Raw genomic sequence first — 18,973 nt, forward strand, 5'->3', positions numbered from 1 at the left:
GATTTTTTTGGATAAAAAATAAGGGGGCAAGTTAGCCCCCTTCGTTAGGTAGGGTTCTACGGTCGAATGGAGAGGCCTAAAATAGCATAGTAATTTGTTCCCTCTAAATCCTGTATATAGATTATCGGGTTCCTGAAATGGACATATCCAACGGTAGCGGTAAAGTAAAGGTTTTTGTCAAGCAGGTAATCAAAATCAAGTTTGCATTGAAACTCCCTGTTGTCATGGTTTGAATACTCGTTGAAATCACTTAAATCTACATAAACCGCACCTTCACCGTTTGCGTAACCCTTAAAGTCTGAAGTGTCAAAATTGCCTTTCCCTATAACATAGTATGCGCTTGCATATATGTTTAGTCTGTTAGTGGCCTCAACAAAATAATTTATTCCTATTGAGTGAACCTGTTCGTCGTAGGGCTCCTTGACATTTAATGACCCGTGGTGGTAAACAAGCTCTCCGGTGTGGAGTTTACCGTCAAAGAGGGAAAGAAAAGTCCTTGTGCTTGAATCAAAGTAGTTGTAATACAAGCCTGCCTGCCAAGAATTTGCCGAATATGAAATGTTTAAGGTTCCTGAAAATGTGTCATTTGCCCAGTGAGTATCGTCGTTTGAGCTGCCTGTAAAGTCTATAATTGTTGAGATATTCCAATTGTTTGTGGGATTGTATATTACCCTTACCTCTCCAGTGTTACTTGAATCAGGTTCACTTGTGAGTGGAGAACGGGTTGTTTTAAAAAAGTTTGAATAAATTTCATGAAGGTATTCTTCTCCGGCTTGTTTTTCCAGTCCTCCGTAAGGGTTTTCAAATGGGTTGTCAATTGATTCTCCAATATACTTTAATTGCACTCTTAACTTTTTGTTAAACCTTGTGTTAAAGCTTACTATAAATTTATTTACTGTAGTCTCATCGTTTAAAAAGTGGTCTCTGTCAATCCATTTCCCTTCCCAGCCGACTCTTAGCCTTGACCTTGAAGTCAATTTATATTCAAAATCAAGGGTTCCTTTATCCTCAGTTCTGCTTAATGCCGAGTAATAGAATTTGTCAGGGTAATAATACGGGTCATTCTCGGTTATGTACTTAGACAGGGCTTCAATTTGAGCAAAGTATATATCGTCGTTGTCAATGTTTCTGTGGTTGTATTTAGCCTGAAAGGTGAGTTTTTCAGTTAGGTAGGTTGAAAGGTTTGCTCCGGCTGAGGTGTTTTCTATCTCAGCATTATTATGCTCGTTGGTGTTTGAAGAGTATAGCCCGTAAAAACTTAATTTTGTATACCTGCCAATCCTTGAAACAATCCTCAATTCGTGGAGTTGTTTGTGTGTGTTTGGTATTAAATTAAAGGGCAGAGTCTCGTCTTTGTAAGTTCTTTTGTCAGAAAATGAGGGGGGTAAATTTGTAATCCATGTGTCAAAGTAATTTGGGTCAGGATTTGTTGTTGGGCCTTCGTAGAAGTTTAAGGGGGCATTTGCTCTATTTTCAAAGTCTCTGTATGTAAATTTGTAACTTATAGTTGTATGTTTCATCTTGTATTCTAACTTTGCGGTATAGTCTTGAGTTACCTCATTTATTCTCTGGCTGTGGCTTGAAACATGACAGGTCAAACACATGTTAAATGAAATTGCCTGCTTATATCCGCTTTTCTCTTCAACCCTGAATCCAGCCTCTCCTGACAATCCTTTAACCTTATTTGAGGAAAACTTGAATAATGCTTCCGATACGCTTCTATCAATTGAGTACTGGGCGTTTGCATCGTAATCGGTGGTAAATACCTTTCTTGCCGGAGGAAGCCCTTGCACCTCGCGTACATTTTTTACAGGGTCATGGTCAAGAGTATGGGGGAGTTTGTTGTATTTAAATTTTGCCTTTATTTTTCCCTTGTAATCGATTGCCCCTTTCAAATTCTGTTCATGGGAATTATCGTATTCCCCTGTTAATTTAAGGTAAATCCCGTTTCCAAGTCCTATAAGTCCGAATGCTACTCCAGGCTGAACATTGTCCTTTACATCGGTGTATTCGCCAACCATATTTGGAGAGTCTTCAAGATACGAAAACTTGGTAAAAATCTTTGCTTCTTTTACTTTAATTTTTATTTTGTCCTTTTTATTTACTGTTGTTTCACTATTTGTTTCTTCTTTTTTGCTTCCCTTCTCTTTTATAGGGTTTGCAAATGCAAAGTTAATGAATACAATCATCACTATCATTAAGCAGGTTTTAAATATTTTTTTTCTTTCTTTAATCATGCTTACCTCCCTTTCCCGTAAATCAACGGGTTAAGGCTGAGCCGCCGTTGGTTTTAAGGGTTGATGGGAAATCTGTTCCGTGTATTGCCGGGTGGCAATGTGTGCATGCAGACGACGCTATTCCTCTTACATCCAGGTGTTCTCTTATCTGGAAGTGTACATGATGGCATTGGAGACATAAAAAGGGTTCTGTTTTCTTTAAAAGGTTGTTTACAAGGGTGCCGTGGGGGTCGTGGCATATAGTGCAGTCTTCAACAACAGGTGCGTGTTCGTAAGTAAAAGGCCCCTGTTTGTCTGCATGGCACTTAAAGCATAGGTCGTTTTTTCTCTCGCTTGTTTTAAGGTTGTACTCCTCTCCACCGTGAGGATTGTGGCAATCAAGACAACTCATTTTGTTTTCTTTTACAGGGTGGTGAGAGGGAAGGTTAAACTTTGCTTTAATGTCCATGTGACATGAGTAGCATAGTTTGTCGCCTTCTTTTTTTAAGCCGTAATTGCCTCTTTTTGTGTGAATTTTGTGGCATGCTGTGCAAGAAACCCCGTTTTTAAAGTGCTCAGTATGAGGCCAGTCTGCAAAGTCAGTGTCTAAATGGCATTTTAAGCAAATTGAAGATACTTTTTCAGGGCTTAATTTTCTAAAAGAGTAGATATCCTTTACTTCATTTGTTTCAATGTGTATTGACCCCGGGCCGTGACAGGATTCGCAGCTTGCAAACTCTTTTGAATTGGTATTTGTTAACATGCCATGGGCAGTAAATTTAAATGAATCATAAATTTCCTCATGACAATCCGCACAGGCTTCAGAGCCTACATATTGAGGCATATCTTTTTCTTGTGCCTTCAATGTTAGGGATGAAGCCGCAAAAAATACCATGAAGGCAAGTAGGATAGGTAACCACCTAACTTTCATTATGACCTCCTGAAATAACTTAAATTAATCTAAAAATCCTTCCTCTTGTTTTGAAAAATAAGAAAAAAATCATAAACTATTGCGCACTTTTCCTCCATTTGTCAAGTATATTCATTATATATTATTTTGATATTTGGCAAATTTGTCAATAAATAAATGAATAAAATCACAAAAATTTTTGCTTAGAATGTATGGAATTATTTAGAAAAATATTTTTTTTTAGATCTGGCAAATCAGGGATAAAGTATTGTGCCATATAAAATAGTTTAAACTTATGCTAAAATGCTTTTGTTATGAATAAGGCGATTTTTATGGATAGAGACGGGACATTATCCCATGAGGTTGGGTATGTAAACCATATTTCAAGGTTTAGGTTGTACTCTTTTACCCCTGAAGCAATCAGGCTAATAAACAAGTCAGAATACCTTGCAATTTGTGTTACAAATCAGGCAGGGGTTGCAAGGGGATACTTTGAAGAAAGCCTTGTAAAAGAGGTGCATAGAAAGATGCAGGAAGATTTGAAGAAAGAGGGTGCATACCTTGACGATATATTTTACTGCCCTCACCACCCAACAGCGAACGGTAATCCTGAATTTACAATTGACTGTAATTGTAGAAAGCCAAAACCGGGAATGTTGCTTGAGGCTGCAGAAAAGTATAATATAGATTTAACAAAGTCTTTTGTAATTGGGGATAAAATAAGTGATGTCAAGCTTGCAAAAAATGTTGGCGCAAAGGGAATAATGGTTTTAACAGGTTACGGCAGGGGAGAGTATGAATACCAGAGGAAAGACTGGGATATTGAGCCTGATTATATTGCTGAGAATGTATTAGAGGCGGTTAAATGGATAACTCAAAATTTTTAAATGCAATAGATAACTTCAAAAACATCAAACTGTTGGTTATTGGGGATATTGTTTTAGACGAGTTTCAATACACAGAAATCAAGAGGATTTCAAGGGAAGCACCTGTTTTTATTTGCTCTTACCTTTACTCTGAATACTATCCCGGTTGCGGGGGAAACACTGTTTTAAATGTTAAAAGTTTAGGGGGAAACCCTTACCCTGTATCCGTAGTCGGGCTTGATTCTGACGGTAAACAAATAAAAACAACATTTGAAAAGTTAAAAATAAACACTTCCTTTATAAAATTTTCAAGAAAGGTCTCCACAAATAAAAAAACAAGGATTCTTGCAGGGGGGGTTCACAGGGCTAAACAGCACATGTTAAGGGTTGATTATGAAAATACAATGCCTTCAATTTCTTTTAATGATAAACTTCGGAGTTTAATAAAACAGTGTGATGGAATAATAATCAGCGATTACGGGTACAACACAATTTCTTTAAGAACCGCAAACTCAATTATTAAATTCGCAAAAAATTCAGGAAAGCCTGTTTTTGTTGATTCAAGGCACAGGCTTAATGGCTTTAAAAACGCAGATTTTATAACCCCCAACGAAGAAGAGGCGGGAGACTTAATAGGGGAAAAGATTGCTGAAAACGGGGAAAGGCTTATTGCTCAATTGAGAAAACTTTTGAAATTAACCTCAGCAAAGGGAATTTTGCTAACAAGGGGAAGCAAGGGTATGGTTGTTTATGAAAGAGATAAAGACTATTACAGTACAATAGGGATTTACGGAAGCGATGAGCCTGTTGATGTTTCAGGGGCAGGGGATAGCGTAATTTCAGCATTTGCACTTTCCTTTTGTTCAGGGTTGAATTCTGAGGATAGTGCTATTGTCTCAACTGTGGCAGGCGGCATTTCTGTTATGCACAAAGGTACCTATTCTGTTAAAAATAGTGAATTAAGAGAGGCTTTTTTAAATGACAAAGGTTTACCCGAGAGAAAGATTGTCAGAAATAATTGATAAACTGAAAGAAGAGGGAAAAACAATAGGCTTTGCCAACGGGTGTTTTGACTTACTCCATGTTGGGCATATAAGGTATTTGAAAGATGCAAAATCAAACTGTGATATTTTGGTGGTTGCTTTAAATACAGATGAAAGTGTTAGAAGGCTTAAAGGAGAGGGAAGGCCAAGAACCCCGTTGAATGAGAGGCTTGAGATAATGGAGGCAATTGAATTTGTTGATTATTTAACATTCTTTGGCGAAGATACAGTTGAAGAGACATTGAGAATATTAAAGCCTCACATTCAGTTTAAAGGCACAGATTACACTGTTGATACAGTGCCTGAAAAAAAGGTTATGGAAGAGTTAGGCGGAAGGGTGATGATTGTGGGAGACCCGAAAGACCATTCAACAACTGAAATTTTAGAAAGGATTAAAAATGAAAAAGGATAAATTAATTGTTGTTGCAACCCCGCTGGAAGCAGAGTTTGTTGTTCAGGGGTTTAAGTGCGATTTTGAAAAGGTAAAGGTTGCTTCAGGAGTTGCTTTTTTCCCGAAATCAGATGAGAAACACGCTGTATTGACAACAGGGATAGGAAAAACAAACAGCGCAATTGTTTTAACCCACTTTTTCAACAATTTTTTTATCCCTGAAGAGGTGATAAACACGGGTATTTGTGGGGCATATCCCGGGGAAGGGATATCTATAGGCCATATTGCGGTTGCCGAAAGCGAGATTTATGGAGACGAGGGTGTTGAGGCAGACAGGTTTTATACCCTTGAAGACATAGCATTCCCATCTTTAATTAAGAAAGATGAAACATATTTTAATGAGTTTAAAATCCCTCATTCAAAATCGGTAAGGCTTAAACTTTTAAAAAAGACGAAACTTTCTGTTTATGGTGGAAAGTTTATTACTGTTTCAACAACAACCTCAAACCCTGAATTGGAGATAAAGAGAAAGGAATTATTTAACCCCCTCTGTGAATCAATGGAAGGGGCTGCTGTTTGTCATACCTGCTATGCCTTTGATGTAAAGTTTACAGAGATTAGAGGTGTTTCAAACTTTGTTGGTTCTTATGCTAAAGAGGGCTGGCAGATTGAAAGGGCTATGCAACTGACAGCAGGCTCTGTGTATGCCTATATAGAAGAATAATTTTTCAAATTTTGTTTAGATTTCTTTATCTTGTAATTTACTAAATTTTTTACCTCTCCTTATTAAATTTTTTATAAAACAATGAAAACAATACTATGAAAACAACACTATTTTTTTTGTTGCAGCCCTTCTGTTTTTAGCATATTATTTTAAGAGGTTTTTCTCATAAAAAATTAGGTGCTATTAAAATGGAAAAAGTTTTCACAAAAGGAAAAAAACAAGTTAAGAATAAATAGAAAAAGGAGTTTATAAATGAAAAAAGTCACTTTTCTGTTCTTTCTTTTTTTAAGCCTTAATGTTTTTGCGGCTGTCAGTGTTTCTTTTACCCAGCAGGCAACAAGTTTGTCAGAAGGGGAAGAGGGTACCTGGGAAGTAACAGTTCAAAATCCTGATTCGTCAGATGTTGTTACAGACATAGTCGTCACAGTACCAGACGATTTTACCGTTACCGATACCGGCGGTGGGACATTGAATTCAGGTCCTCCGCAGACAATAACCTGGAGTTCAGTTACAGTTCCTGCAGGTGGCAGTTACTCTGTGAGTTACAAAGCAAGGCCAAACTGTGGGTGCTCAAACGGTGAGGTTATGCAGGCTGATGCAGGGGGTTCAACTGCATACTCTTCACAGATAGAAGTAAAGTATTCCTTTCTTGTTGTGGGAATTTCGCCGGAGACACAGGATGCATATGTGGGAGATACAGTTAGTTGGACAATTACAATTGAAAATACAGGAACTGGAGATATTGTAAACGGTGTCAATGTAACTGATACATTAGGTTCAGGCTTTACATTTCAATCAATTACAGGCCCAAATGCTCCATCTGATGTTTCAAACCCATGGAATACAGGTCCAATAGCAGCAGGTGACTCTGTTCAATATACATTAACGGCAACAGTAACAGGTTGTGACCCTGACACTTTAACCAATGTTGTTTTGGGCGAGTTTACCGACGGGACAAATATCTGTCAGTCAAAGAGTGTTACAGCAGGTGTTAAAATCCTTGTAAGAAAACCTGATGTTAGCATTAATGTTGGCGGAGCAACAACACTGTCATACTGTGACCCAACTCAGAATCAGGTAACAATTACAATTGACAATACTAATGGAGAAGGGCCTGCTAAAAATTTTAAACTTCAAATGACTGGGCTTGTTTCAGATTGGCAGGTTTCAAATGTAAGTGGTGCAACCTTTGATTCAAATACAGATACCTTTACTGTTGGGGATATTGCAGCAGGGGATAGCGTTTCTTTTAGTTTTTATTTAGGTCCTGATGGCACACAATGCGGTTCAAATATAACAATGAGCGATAGTATTTTGTATAAGCCAGACTATGAGGATGAGTGTGGAAACCAGTATACACCACCCTATGCTGGGCCTGTTACATACACTGTTGACCAGGGAACAAGGCCGCACTTTGAGGTATCAAAGTCTGGTCCTCGCTATGCAGATAGGGGAGAGACGGGATTACAGTATACTTTAACAGTTAAATTTGTCGCTCCTTCAGACTATGGCTCTGTAACAATTGACATTACTGATGATTACCCTGATAGCGCTCAAACAGGGTTAACTGACGGCTTTGTTGTAACAGACCCTGCCGGTGGTTCTGATGATGGGGATAAAATAGTATGGAGTGATGTTACATTTAATCCAGGGGATACCTGGACAAAAACAATAACAATGACTGCCCCAACCGACAAATGCGCACCTGGGCACGATTACACAAATATTTTGTCAATAAGTGCAGTAAACCTTACAGATTGTCTGGGATGCCCTTATACTGTTACAGGAGAGGCTTCTCAAAATACCTATATTAACCAGCCTGATGACCCAGCTATTTCTGATTCATCAAAAACAGTAACCTATATTGATTCTCCTACCGGCGTTGATGCGGCTCAGGTTTGTACAAATATCCAATACACAACATGCTATACATTTTCAAGCAATACTTCTCCTTCAAACTGGCAGGGGATAATCTTTAGTGACGACATGCCTCACCAGAGTTATGTATCTGTTGATTCTGTAAAGGTAAACGGTACAGAGTACTCAAACTATACAGTAACAAATACTTCACCTTTACAAATTGACTTAAGCGGCCTTGACAGTGAGGGTGCTCCTGCCCCAAATACGGGCGCAACACTCTGTCTTACCTTTACATTACATGCTGACGAACCAGCCTGCGGTTTTATTGATTTTTCTGGGTTGTATATTCCAAGTCAATCTTCAGGTTGCTCTGATGATGACGATTATGACCAGGGAGTTATTGTTAATATTAGCGAAAATAATCTTGCTTTAGATCTTTCCAACTCTCCAAAAATTGTTGATACATGCGATATTCAGCAGTATAGAATTGACCTTGTTGGTGGGGGGGGATGTTCAGGTGATGTATGGGATTTATACGATTTAATTTTAAATGTAAACACAAACAATCACTATACCCTTGTTTTAGGTGACTCAAACTATCCTGTTGAATTTCACAATGTGGTTGATACATTGGGAAATACAATTAATTCATTTGACCCAACTGACAACGGTGACGGAACATATACCTGGAATTTAGGTGATATTAAGCATAATGTTAATGGGAACACACCATACATAACCTTTTATATGAAAAGGGATTGTGATGCAACTCCAGGCACGGAAGGCTGGAGCGCAAGTGCACAGTACAACAATAGGTGTGATAATGACAGCGGCAGCAGAAATAAGTCAGCTTCTGCAAATGCAAATATTTACCTTTTAAATAAAGCAAACCTTGTATTAAAGATGTCTGCTGCTAAATACACCACTTACACCCCGTATCCTGAATTTATTGTTCAAATTATCAATTCAGGGGCAGGTAAGGCGAACGATACTGAATACAAAATAGATTTTGGTTCAGGCTTAACATACTGGGATTACAGTGTTGATACTGGACAAACACCTGTTGTTACAGGCAATCAGGGGGATAGCACTGTAACCTTCCACTGGGACACATTGTCCCCAAACGAAGAGGTAAGGATTAAGGTTAGAGCCCATGTTGTTGGTTGTGACAACTTAACATTAGACGGGACATTAACCTGGTGCGACACAGTATGTCAGACTGTAACAGCCCATTCAGAGGTATTGTTGCCTTTGAGTGATCTGGCAATTACTCAGCATACAGGAGAACCGATTGATTCTTGTGGCTATAAACAATCAAGTTTTACCATTTTGGCAAAGAATACTGGTGATACAGATGTTTTTAATGTCCATGTTTTAGAAGAATTGCCGGACGGAATAGGATATGTTGCAAATAGTGCTTCATATACAATTACTTCATCTTACGGTAATTCAAGCGGTTCATTAGAGCCAACAGTTAATGGGCAGACCCTTGATTGGGATTTTTCATCCCTGTTAGGGACAAATCCAGACGGAGATAAGGCACTTGAACCTGGTGGTACCATTGAGATTACATTTAGTGTTGAAATGATTGATTGTACAAATTTCCAGAATTCAACAAAGCAGGCAAGGGCAAGTGCAGAATATGATAAACTTTGTCAGGCAAGCTCAGGAACTCCTGATTCCCTTTCTCCTTTGTTTATAATTACTGTTAATCCAACAAACCCTCATGTAAGAGTTGTAAAAGAGGCAAGGAATATTACAAAAGGCACAGATTGGGTTACAGGAGAGGTTGATGCTGATAGTGGGGATACTGTTGAGTGGAGAATAACCTATACAAGTGATGGGGATTATGTTGCGATAAACACTGTTATTAGCGATACCTTGCCATCAAATGTAACCCTTGTTTCAGGCTCATTTTCTTCAACTTGTTCCACATGTAATGAAACAGATTACTTTGGAAGCGGGTGTTCAATTGGGGATATGAATATAGGTGACTCATGTACAGTTACCTATCAGACAACTGTTGACACCTGCACCTCAAGCCCAACAACAAATACAGCAAAGGCTGAGTACGGGTGTGATTGTTACAGGGTTTCTAACACAGATAGTGTAGATTTAAGAACAACACCGGAATTGCCTAACAATCAGGTTGAAGTAACTCACTCAGGTTTTACCACCTGTGGCGGCCAGATTACCATAACCATTACTAACAACGGTGGTACAGCATACAATGACGGAATTACTGAAACTTTGCCTCCAGGTTATGTTTACGATTCTTCAGGCGGTTGCAATATAAGTTTTTCAAATACTCCACCAGGGGTAACCCATGGCAGTGGTATACCAAACTGCACAGGATTAACAGATGGGGCTTCAACTTTAACCTGGGATTCTACAAATGTTGATTTTATTGCCCCTGGAGAGACATTAACCATAACATTTTATGTAAAAACAGATGGCACCTATTGTGATACAACATCTTCAAATGATAGTAATAACCCTGATGTTTCAATTCCTAACCTTACAAATTCGGTTAGTTTTGATTACCATGATTCATGCAGCAATAACTATAGTTCATCAGGCTCAGATACAATTAATCCTACTCAACCAGATATAGATATCTCTATAACTCCTGATAAGCAGATTGTTGCAGAGGGGGGAACTGCCAACTGGACTATTACCTTAACCAATAATGGAGATGCACCAGCGTACAATATAACCTTAACAGATACTCTTGGAGACGGTTTTTCAAATATTACTGATGACCAGTCAGGAACCTGGAGTGGCAACACAGGAACCTGGACAATTTCAGGGCCAATTGCTCCAGGTGATACATGGGTTGTTCATGTAAGTGCAACGGTAAATTCAGGCTCACTTTTAAACCATGCAGTTGTTGAGGGGATGTGTAAAGACCAGGGAGGGAGCGATACCTGTTCCTATACCCACGACGAGGCAGATGCTTACACTGCAGGATTTGAATTAACAAAGACAGTTGATAAAGCAACGGCAAACATTGGTGAAGAGTTAACCTATAACATTGTTGCAAGGTTTTTAAATACAGATACCTTTAAATCTGTAACAATAACAGATACCCTTCCACCAAATACAGATTATGTCTCAGCAACCCAGAATGGTGGGGATTTCCCATTAGCTCTAACTATAAATGGACAGGTTCTAACCTTTAACCTTGGCGATTTTCAGGGGTTGAAAGAGTTTAATTACAATATTAAGGTAAGAATTAAAAATGTGTCTGACAATGCAAGTGGAACTATTTTAACAAACAATGTGCAGGCTGATTTTGGTATTGATTTTGACGGTGACGACAACGCAGATGCATCTTTTTCTCAGAACGATTCTGCACAAACGACATTAACGGAGCCAAACCTCTCCATTACAAAATCAATAAATCCCCACACAAACCTTCAGTCAGGTGATAGTGTCACAGTTACCCTGAATGTGACAAATAATGGAGACGGCCCTGCATATAGAATATCTGTAACAGATTTGTTAAACGATACAAACGGAGATGGCTTTGTTGATGCAAATGACACAGTTGTTTACGATTGTTCGACAATAGCAGAGGGAACAACCCCCGCCGGTTACACCTTTAGCGTAAACGGTTCATCCCCTGCCTGTGAGGTTACTTACACCTCAGATGGGCCTATTAACCCGGGAGATACTGTAACATTTACTTTTACTGTTAAGATAAGTCAGGATGCAATAACAGGTTCAACCTATACGAATACTGCAAGGGTAAGCGGCTGGTCATTGGCATCTTCTGATAGTGAATCAGGAAATACTTCGTATGACAGGGAAACAAACGGGGCTGGAAGTTACAATATTAGTCTTTCCCGTGGTTCTGTTCAGAGTAAAAACTTGATTTCAACCTCTGAGGACTCAACAGATTCAGGGGATGCAAATATTAACAGCAATCCACCTGTTGCTGTTGGAGAGGTTGTAGAGGTTGAAATTACTTATTCAATCCCGCAGGGTGTAACAAATAATGTCAGGTTGTATGACAGGTTGCAGAATGCTATTTCAAATATATCGTGGGGCACCTATGTCCCAGGAAGTGCAGAACTTGCGAGAACTTCAACAGCATTAAGTTGTACTGACAACCCTGGGGATATAAACAATGCACCTGTAAATACATTTGTTAATGTTGACTCTAATATCTCCACAAACTCTAATTCAAATTACTATTTTATATACCTTGATTTAGGGGATGTTACAAATTCAGACAATGATTCAAATACAAGTGAGAGGTATATTTTCAGGCTAAAGGTGGTTGTAAACAACAACACTTCAACAAATGCTGGAACTTTGCTGTATGACCAGGGCAGGTTGAGATATCAGGATGCAGATGGTTCAAATCATTATGTGCGTACTTCAAATGTTGTAATGCATGTGGCAGAGCCAACTCCAACTATAACCAAAACGGCAAATCCATCAGTTGCGTCTGGTGGAGATACAATAACCTTCACTTTGCAGATTTGTAACACAGCCTCAGGTTCAAATGCAGCAAGTGCTTTTGACTGGGTAATAAATGACCCGCTTCCATCTGAATACGAGAATCCACAGGTTACAAATGTTGACACAGGAAGCACAGGGGCAAATGTAAGTGCAAGTTTTACCGGTAATACATTGAATGCATCAATAGACCAGCTTGACCCAGGTGAGTGCATTACAATAACCTATACCGCACAGTTAAAATCTGATGTTCAGTATGGGCAGGTTGTAACCAACACTGCAACATTTCAGACAACAAGTTTGCCAGGAGACCATGGTACTGGTAATGCAACACCGGGAAATCCGGGAGAGGAAACAGGAGAGAGAACAGGAAGCGGAAACGGAGTAAACGATTTATACGGACAATCTTCTGCAATTGTAACAATAAACAGGCCATCATTGGCAAAGGATATTGTAAATTACAAGTCATACTATGCTATTGAAGAAAAACCGCAGTTTAGAATTACAATCAGTGTGCCGGAAGGCTCTTCCAATAATTTTGTTGTAACAGACCAGTTACCTTCAGGTTTGACCTTTGTATCAGGCAGTTTGAATGTAACATTGTCTTCTGGAATAACAAGTTCAAATTCACCGGATGAAAGCAATGCAAACTTCTTTAGTTACGATACAAACAATAATGTTTTAACCTTTGATTTTGGCACATTAACGGCTCAAAATGCAGGGGATATTACAATTGATTATACAGTAAATGTTGATAATGTGCTTTCAAATCAGGATGGTGTAATTCTTCAAAATACAGCTACATTAACCTTTGATGACCCGAATAATGCAGGAAATACAATAACTGTTGGGCCTGTAAACAATGCTCACAGTGTAAGGGTTGGAGAACCTAACCTTGAGATTTCAAAAACAATTACTCAAGGTGCAGTTGGTTCTGAAGCAGGGGATACTGTTTCCTGGCAGATAGATATTGCAAACAATGGGCACACAACAGCATATCAGGTTGATTGGAGAGATGTGCTTCCTGATGGGTTGTACAATATTTCCAATGCCCATGTAAGCGTTTCTGGGGGCAATGTTTACCTTAATGGAACAACAACCACAGTTTCAGACTCTAATTTGCAGATAACAACAACTAACAACAACAACGACACAATTTCTATTGAACCGGTTGAAATTGCCCCGGATGCAACCTTAACCATTACCTTTGACAGCGTGCTTATGGATAGTGTTGTGTTTGGAGAAACACTAACCAATGAAACAAGTGCAAATTACACAAGCCTTGTAAATGGTGGTAGGGACAATTCAACAAATCCAGGAAGTGTTGATGACGATGACGATAGCGATTTAAACAACTATGAGGAGAGCGCAAATCAGAGTTTAACGGTGGCCTCAGACATTGCAATTGACAAGCGTGTTGATAAAACTCAGGTTACAATTGGTGATACTGTAATTTACACCATAAAGGTTGATGTAATTGAAGGTGTAACACCCAATGTAAGTGTTCACGATATACTGCCATCAGGATTAACCTATGTAAACCACTCAATATCTCAAGGCCATATTGGAATGAACTTTACCAATGCAAATTACAATACAAGGCTTGGTACAGGGCAGGAAGTTTACTTTGATTTTGGAGATGTTGAGAACCCTGCAAACAATTCAAGCACAGATGATTACTTTGAGATTGAAATTGTTGCAAGGGTTGATAATGTTGATGCAAACCAGGATGGAGTGGTATTGAAGAACGGAGAGCAGTTAGAGGGTTCTGAAGTTTATGTTGAATATGGTGAGGATACAAACAACCTTTCAAGGCTTGATTACGATTACGATGCAACACAATCTGGAATTCAGGGAATACCTGTAACAATTGTTGAGCCTGAATTAACAATAACCAAAACGGCAGACAATACAGAGCCACCATTAGGTTCTATAATTACCTTCACAATTACTGTGTCTCACACATCAAACAGCCATAGCGATGCTTACGATGTTGAAGTAACAGATGTATTGCCAAACGGATTAACATTTGTTGATTGCAGTTTACCTTCTGGAAGTTACAGTGTGAATGGTCAGAACCTAACCTTTACAAAATCAAGTTTAACTATTGGTGCCCCTGACAATGGTCAATGGCAATTTACTTACAGGGCAAAACTAAATGGAGATGTTGCGGTAAATACTGTATTAACAAACGATGCAACAGTAACCTATAAGTCAATAACAGGTGCAACAGGGGCAAGCGATAGCGGAAGAACGGGAGACGATTGCGGGAATGCAAATGCACTTAACGATTACTGTGCAAATACAAATGAAAGTGTTACTGCAACAGCATACACCTTTATTGATGCGCAAAAGACGGTTGATTTGGTAAACGATGCGGATGGCGATGGAACATATACCCCTGGAGATACAATTGAATATACAGTAACCCTTAAAAATAACGATGGAGATTTAACAGGGGTTCAATTTGTTGATGATTTACCGTCTGAAATAACCTATGTTGCTGGAAGTTTAACAACAACTCAAGGTTCAGTAGATGATTCAGGTGCACCTCATCTTGTTGTAAATGTTGGGGATATGGCTTCAAATGCAACGGTAACTCTTACATTCAGAGCCACCATAAATCAGGGTGTAGCAAACGGGACAACAATTTCTAACCAGGGGTATGTTGAATCAGACCAGACAGTTCGTGAATATACCGATGAAGACGGGATAGATTCAAACGGTGACCAGCCAACTGATGTGGTTATTGGCGGTCAGGATAAGGAATACTCATTGTATGTCTGGAAGTTTGTGGAATTGTTAAGCGACAACGACAGTTCAGACAGTATTACAGCCGGGGATACAATGAGGTATTACTTTGTATTCTATAATGAAGGCAACAAACCTTTAACAGGAGTTACTCTCTCAGATGTGATACCTACAGGTTTAACCCCTGTTGGTGGAAGTGAGTATGTATCAAGCGGAAATATATCCCTTTCAGGCAACAATATCAGCGTATCTGGAATGAGTATTGCCGTTGATGATTATGAGTATGCAAGCGTGGATGTTACAATTAACAACCCGCTTTATGACAGTGACGGAGACCCGAGTACTGAAACATTTGTAAATCAGGGAACAGCAGATTCCAATGAAACAGACTCTGTATTAACAGATGGAAACGGTGATTCAACTGACGGTTATCAGCCAACCTCTTTCACTGCAACAGATGGAAGCCCGGCACAACCTAACATTGATGTTGAAAAGAGGTGGAGTTTATTGGTTGACAACGACAGTGACGGAATTGTTGACCCGGGAGATACAATAAGGTACACCATCTATGTATACAACAATGGTGCAGTGGATGCGGAAAATGTAAGGTTAAGCGATAATATTCCTTCAAATACAACACTTGTTTCAGGCAGTGTTACCACTTCACACGGTGTGGTTGTAACCGAAAACCCTGTTGATGTAAACATAGGAACAGTATCTGCAAGCAGTGTTGAGATTGTTACTTTTGATGTGGTGATTGATTCTAATGTTGCAGATGGAACTGTAATTCAGAATCAGGCAAGTGTAAGCGGAGACAACTTTAATACTGAACAAAGTGATGATAATGGCAATGACGATGACGGTATTAACCCAACATTAACCCCTGTCTCAACTGGCACATCAGGTGGAAATTATCCTTACAATTTTGAAAAAACTTTGTATGGAACCTCCTTAGCCGATACCTCAGGGTTGAATGTTGCAATTGGAGAGGTTGCAACATTTAGAATGTCATTTAATCTCCCGTCAGGTACCGTTAATGAGGTTGCTATAGTTGATACCTTGCCTCAGGGGTTAAACTATGTTGCGGGAAGTGCAAGGCTTGCAAGGATATTTGACACAGGGTTAACTTCCTCAATGAATCCAGGGGATATTAACAATGCCCCAAGTGGAAGCTTTGTATCTCTAACAGATGGAAATGACATTGAAATAAATGGTTCACAAATCAGGCTGTTCTTTGGCGATATAACAAACTCTGACAACGATGGAAATGCTGAGCAGTATATACTTGAAATTCAGGCTATTGTTGATAATGTAATGTCAAATCAGCAGGGAACTGTTTTAACAAACAGGGCGGTATTAACATACAAGGATGCACTTGGACAGCCTCAATTATTGCCAGAGCAACGGGTCAGCCTGAATGTTGTTGAGCCTGATATTGTGGTTAATAAGGAAGCAATAAGCGGCGGTGTTGGAAGCACTCACGGTGACACTGTAAGGTTCAGGATTACTGTTTCAAATTTAAGTGGAAGTGCTTACGCATACAATGTTAATTTAAGCGATGTAATTCCACACGAATTTTTAGGCGCACCGGATGGAAGCGGAAGCGGGGCAACAAAGATTACAAATATTGCACTTTCTACATCTGGTGGTGTTGTGGTAACTTCAACTGGCCAGCCTGTGACAAATAGTGATGTTGTAATACTCTCAACAGTTGAAAATGGAGACACAATAACTCTAAATCCGTTAACTTTACCGCCAAATTCAAGCTTTACAATTGATTTTGACACTGTGGTTCACAACGATGCAGACTTAGGCTCATATGTTACAAACACTGCAAATGTTGATTACACCTCGCTGCCAACCGGTGGAAGAGACGGAAGTGATGGAGAAGGCGGTTTAAACGATTATGTAGCATCATATTCCCTCTCAATTCAATTATGTGCTGATTTGTACATTACATCCACTGCTGAGAATGGTACAATTCAGCCTTCTTCAATCAGATGTTGTGACCCTGCCGGTACATATACAGTTTACTTTGAGCCTGACGATGGTTACCACCTTGCAGGAGTTTACATCGATGGAAAGCCAAGTTGCTTCTGTCCAAAGATGAGGAGTTTTACATTTGAAGGTGTTTCCACAGACCATACTGTTCACATAGTTTTTGTTAGAGATGAAAACCCTGTAATTAACTCATTTACTGCAACTCCATTAAGTGGCATTGCCCCCTTGAAGGTAGATTTTAGTGTTGAGGCATACGACCCGGATGGTGCAAATTGCAGAGATATTAAAGAGTATAGATGGGATTTTAATAATGACGGAGTAATTGATTTGACAACAATTGAGCCTAATGCAAGCCATGTTTATGCCCTCGAAGGTGTTTACACAGCCGTTGTTTATGCTGTGGATGAGGAAAACGCAATTACAGAATCCTTCCCGATTACAATTAAGGTTACAAGACAAAACCCTGTTGGGTTAAACGGTGCACTTTTAGGCTCTCAGTCAACAATTAGCGGCTTTGATATATGGGCTGTAAACAACAATCCTTCAGCTGCTTCTGTTACAATTTCTCTGGTTGACATAAAGGGTAAAGCACTTGGTGAAAAAACAATTGAAATCCCGCCTTTTGGTAAGAGAAAGTTAAAGTATGATGGAGATTTGAACGAAGCTTCAAGATTGGTTGTAAATGCAAATCAAAAACTTACTTACTATGTTGATAAAAAGGCTGATAAAGTAGAATCTACATCTTACCTTGGTTCGATAACTGGTGAGAGATTGATAATTCCTCATGCTGCTGAGGAAAAGGAATACTGGGATTCAAAAGCCTATATTGCTACTGCTGATAATGATATTTTGAAGTTAACTCTGTCAGATGAGAGTGTGGTTACTGATAAAGATTACCTGCACATTGTTGATTTAAATAATTTAATTAAAGAAAATCAGGATGTTTCAACATGCTGGGGTTTAGTTGAGTTTGGTGACACCTCTCCTTTCAGCACATTGAAGCCGTTAAGCGGATTTATTTCTTTCAAGAAGAAGAATTGCGACGGTGCATTTGTTGAAATGCCGTCAAAAGGCTATTCTTCCTGCATACTGCCCCACATTCCTGTTGAGAAAGACTTGTTCTGGACAGGGTATGTAATTGACAACCTTGAGTATTCTAACCAGAATATAACCTTTACATTCTATAATGCTGATGGCAATGTTGTTGGCACAAAAACAATTTCAGTTAATGCAAGAAGCAAAGTTAAGGGATTGTTTAGAGATGACTTTGCAGATGTTTACGGCAATGCTTCATGGGCTAAGGTTGAGGGAGAAGGGAAATTTGTATGTGCTGAAATTTTTGGAGTATTCCCGCAAAAGAATACAAAAATTGAAGGTGGTGCTATCTGCGGAATGCTGGTATCCTCAGATACAGTCATTGAAGGGATACTTCCTGTTGTAAATAGTGACGACGGACACTGGACAGGAATTGCTATTGCCAACCCGAATGCAGAGCAGACAACGGTAAAAATCAGGTTGATTGACAAAGACGGAAATGTTACTGGAGAGAAATCTGTTGATATTAAAGGTTATGGTCAGTATAAAGTTGTTGTTGACGACTTGTTTAACAATCAGATTCCTGCAGGTGGCTATATTTACCTGATTTCTGATAAACCTGTTTCAGCCTGCGAGATTGAGGGTGATTACTCCTACACTGTAATGAAGGCACTTACAATATCAAGGTAATAAAAAAGGGGGCATTTAG

Annotated in this window: 7 protein-coding genes; 5 read left to right on the forward strand and 2 right to left on the reverse strand. The window is 39.1% G+C overall.

Features of this window, described 5'->3' with window-relative positions; genetic code table 11:
* Nucleotides 1–56: 56 nt before the first annotated feature.
* Complete coding sequence (locus TTHT_RS10020; protein ID WP_201327843.1) at nt 57–2,237, reverse strand: MtrB/PioB family outer membrane beta-barrel protein; 2,181 nt, start codon at nt 2,235–2,237, stop codon at nt 57–59.
* 22 nt (nt 2,238–2,259) lie between these two features.
* Entirely contained in the window at nt 2,260–3,147 is an 888-nt protein-coding gene (locus tag TTHT_RS10025; protein ID WP_201327844.1) for a GSU2203 family decaheme c-type cytochrome, read from the reverse strand.
* Between the two features lie 293 nt (nt 3,148–3,440).
* Between TTHT_RS10025 and TTHT_RS10030 the strand changes: the two genes are divergently transcribed.
* The 5 genes from TTHT_RS10030 (at nt 3,441) to TTHT_RS10050 (ending at nt 18,954) form a co-directional block, all read left to right on the forward strand.
* Nucleotides 3,441–4,013 (forward strand): D-glycero-alpha-D-manno-heptose-1,7-bisphosphate 7-phosphatase, encoded by a 573-nt coding sequence (locus tag TTHT_RS10030; protein WP_201327845.1) that lies wholly within the window; start codon nt 3,441–3,443, stop codon nt 4,011–4,013.
* A complete protein-coding gene (locus TTHT_RS10035) occupies nt 3,992–5,014 on the forward strand; it encodes a bifunctional heptose 7-phosphate kinase/heptose 1-phosphate adenyltransferase (protein ID WP_201327846.1) in 1,023 nt (340 codons plus the stop codon). Before TTHT_RS10030 ends, TTHT_RS10035 begins: the two co-directional genes overlap by 22 nt.
* Complete coding sequence (locus TTHT_RS10040) at nt 4,971–5,447, forward strand: adenylyltransferase/cytidyltransferase family protein (RefSeq protein WP_201327847.1); 477 nt, start codon at nt 4,971–4,973, stop codon at nt 5,445–5,447. The genes TTHT_RS10035 and TTHT_RS10040 overlap by 44 nt, the downstream gene beginning before the upstream one ends.
* Nucleotides 5,434–6,150 carry a futalosine hydrolase gene (mqnB, locus tag TTHT_RS10045; protein ID WP_201327848.1) on the forward strand — a complete coding sequence of 239 codons (717 nt, stop codon included), beginning with the start codon at nt 5,434–5,436 and terminating at the stop codon, nt 6,148–6,150. The genes TTHT_RS10040 and mqnB overlap by 14 nt, the downstream gene beginning before the upstream one ends.
* A 252-nt stretch (nt 6,151–6,402) precedes the next feature.
* A complete protein-coding gene (locus TTHT_RS10050) occupies nt 6,403–18,954 on the forward strand; it encodes an isopeptide-forming domain-containing fimbrial protein (protein ID WP_201327849.1) in 12,552 nt (4,183 codons plus the stop codon).
* The last annotated feature ends 19 nt before the right edge of the window (nt 18,955–18,973 follow it).

The organism is Thermotomaculum hydrothermale, from assembly GCF_016592575.1.
GTDB classification, from domain to species: domain Bacteria; phylum Acidobacteriota; class Holophagae; order Thermotomaculales; family Thermotomaculaceae; genus Thermotomaculum; species Thermotomaculum hydrothermale.

What these genes read in the sequence shown, in the direction of transcription:
- TTHT_RS10020 (WP_201327843.1), bottom strand. Translation starts at nt 2,237, where the DNA reads ATGATTAAAGAAAGAAAAAAAATATTTAAAACCTGCTTAATGATAGTG.
- TTHT_RS10025 (WP_201327844.1), bottom strand. Translation starts at nt 3,147, where the DNA reads ATGAAAGTTAGGTGGTTACCTATCCTACTTGCCTTCATGGTATTTTTT.
- TTHT_RS10030 (WP_201327845.1), top strand. Translation starts at nt 3,441, where the DNA reads ATGAATAAGGCGATTTTTATGGATAGAGACGGGACATTATCCCATGAG.
- TTHT_RS10035 (WP_201327846.1), top strand. Translation starts at nt 3,992, where the DNA reads ATGGATAACTCAAAATTTTTAAATGCAATAGATAACTTCAAAAACATC.
- TTHT_RS10040 (WP_201327847.1), top strand. Translation starts at nt 4,971, where the DNA reads ATGACAAAGGTTTACCCGAGAGAAAGATTGTCAGAAATAATTGATAAA.
- mqnB (WP_201327848.1), top strand. Translation starts at nt 5,434, where the DNA reads ATGAAAAAGGATAAATTAATTGTTGTTGCAACCCCGCTGGAAGCAGAG.
- TTHT_RS10050 (WP_201327849.1), top strand. Translation starts at nt 6,403, where the DNA reads ATGAAAAAAGTCACTTTTCTGTTCTTTCTTTTTTTAAGCCTTAATGTT.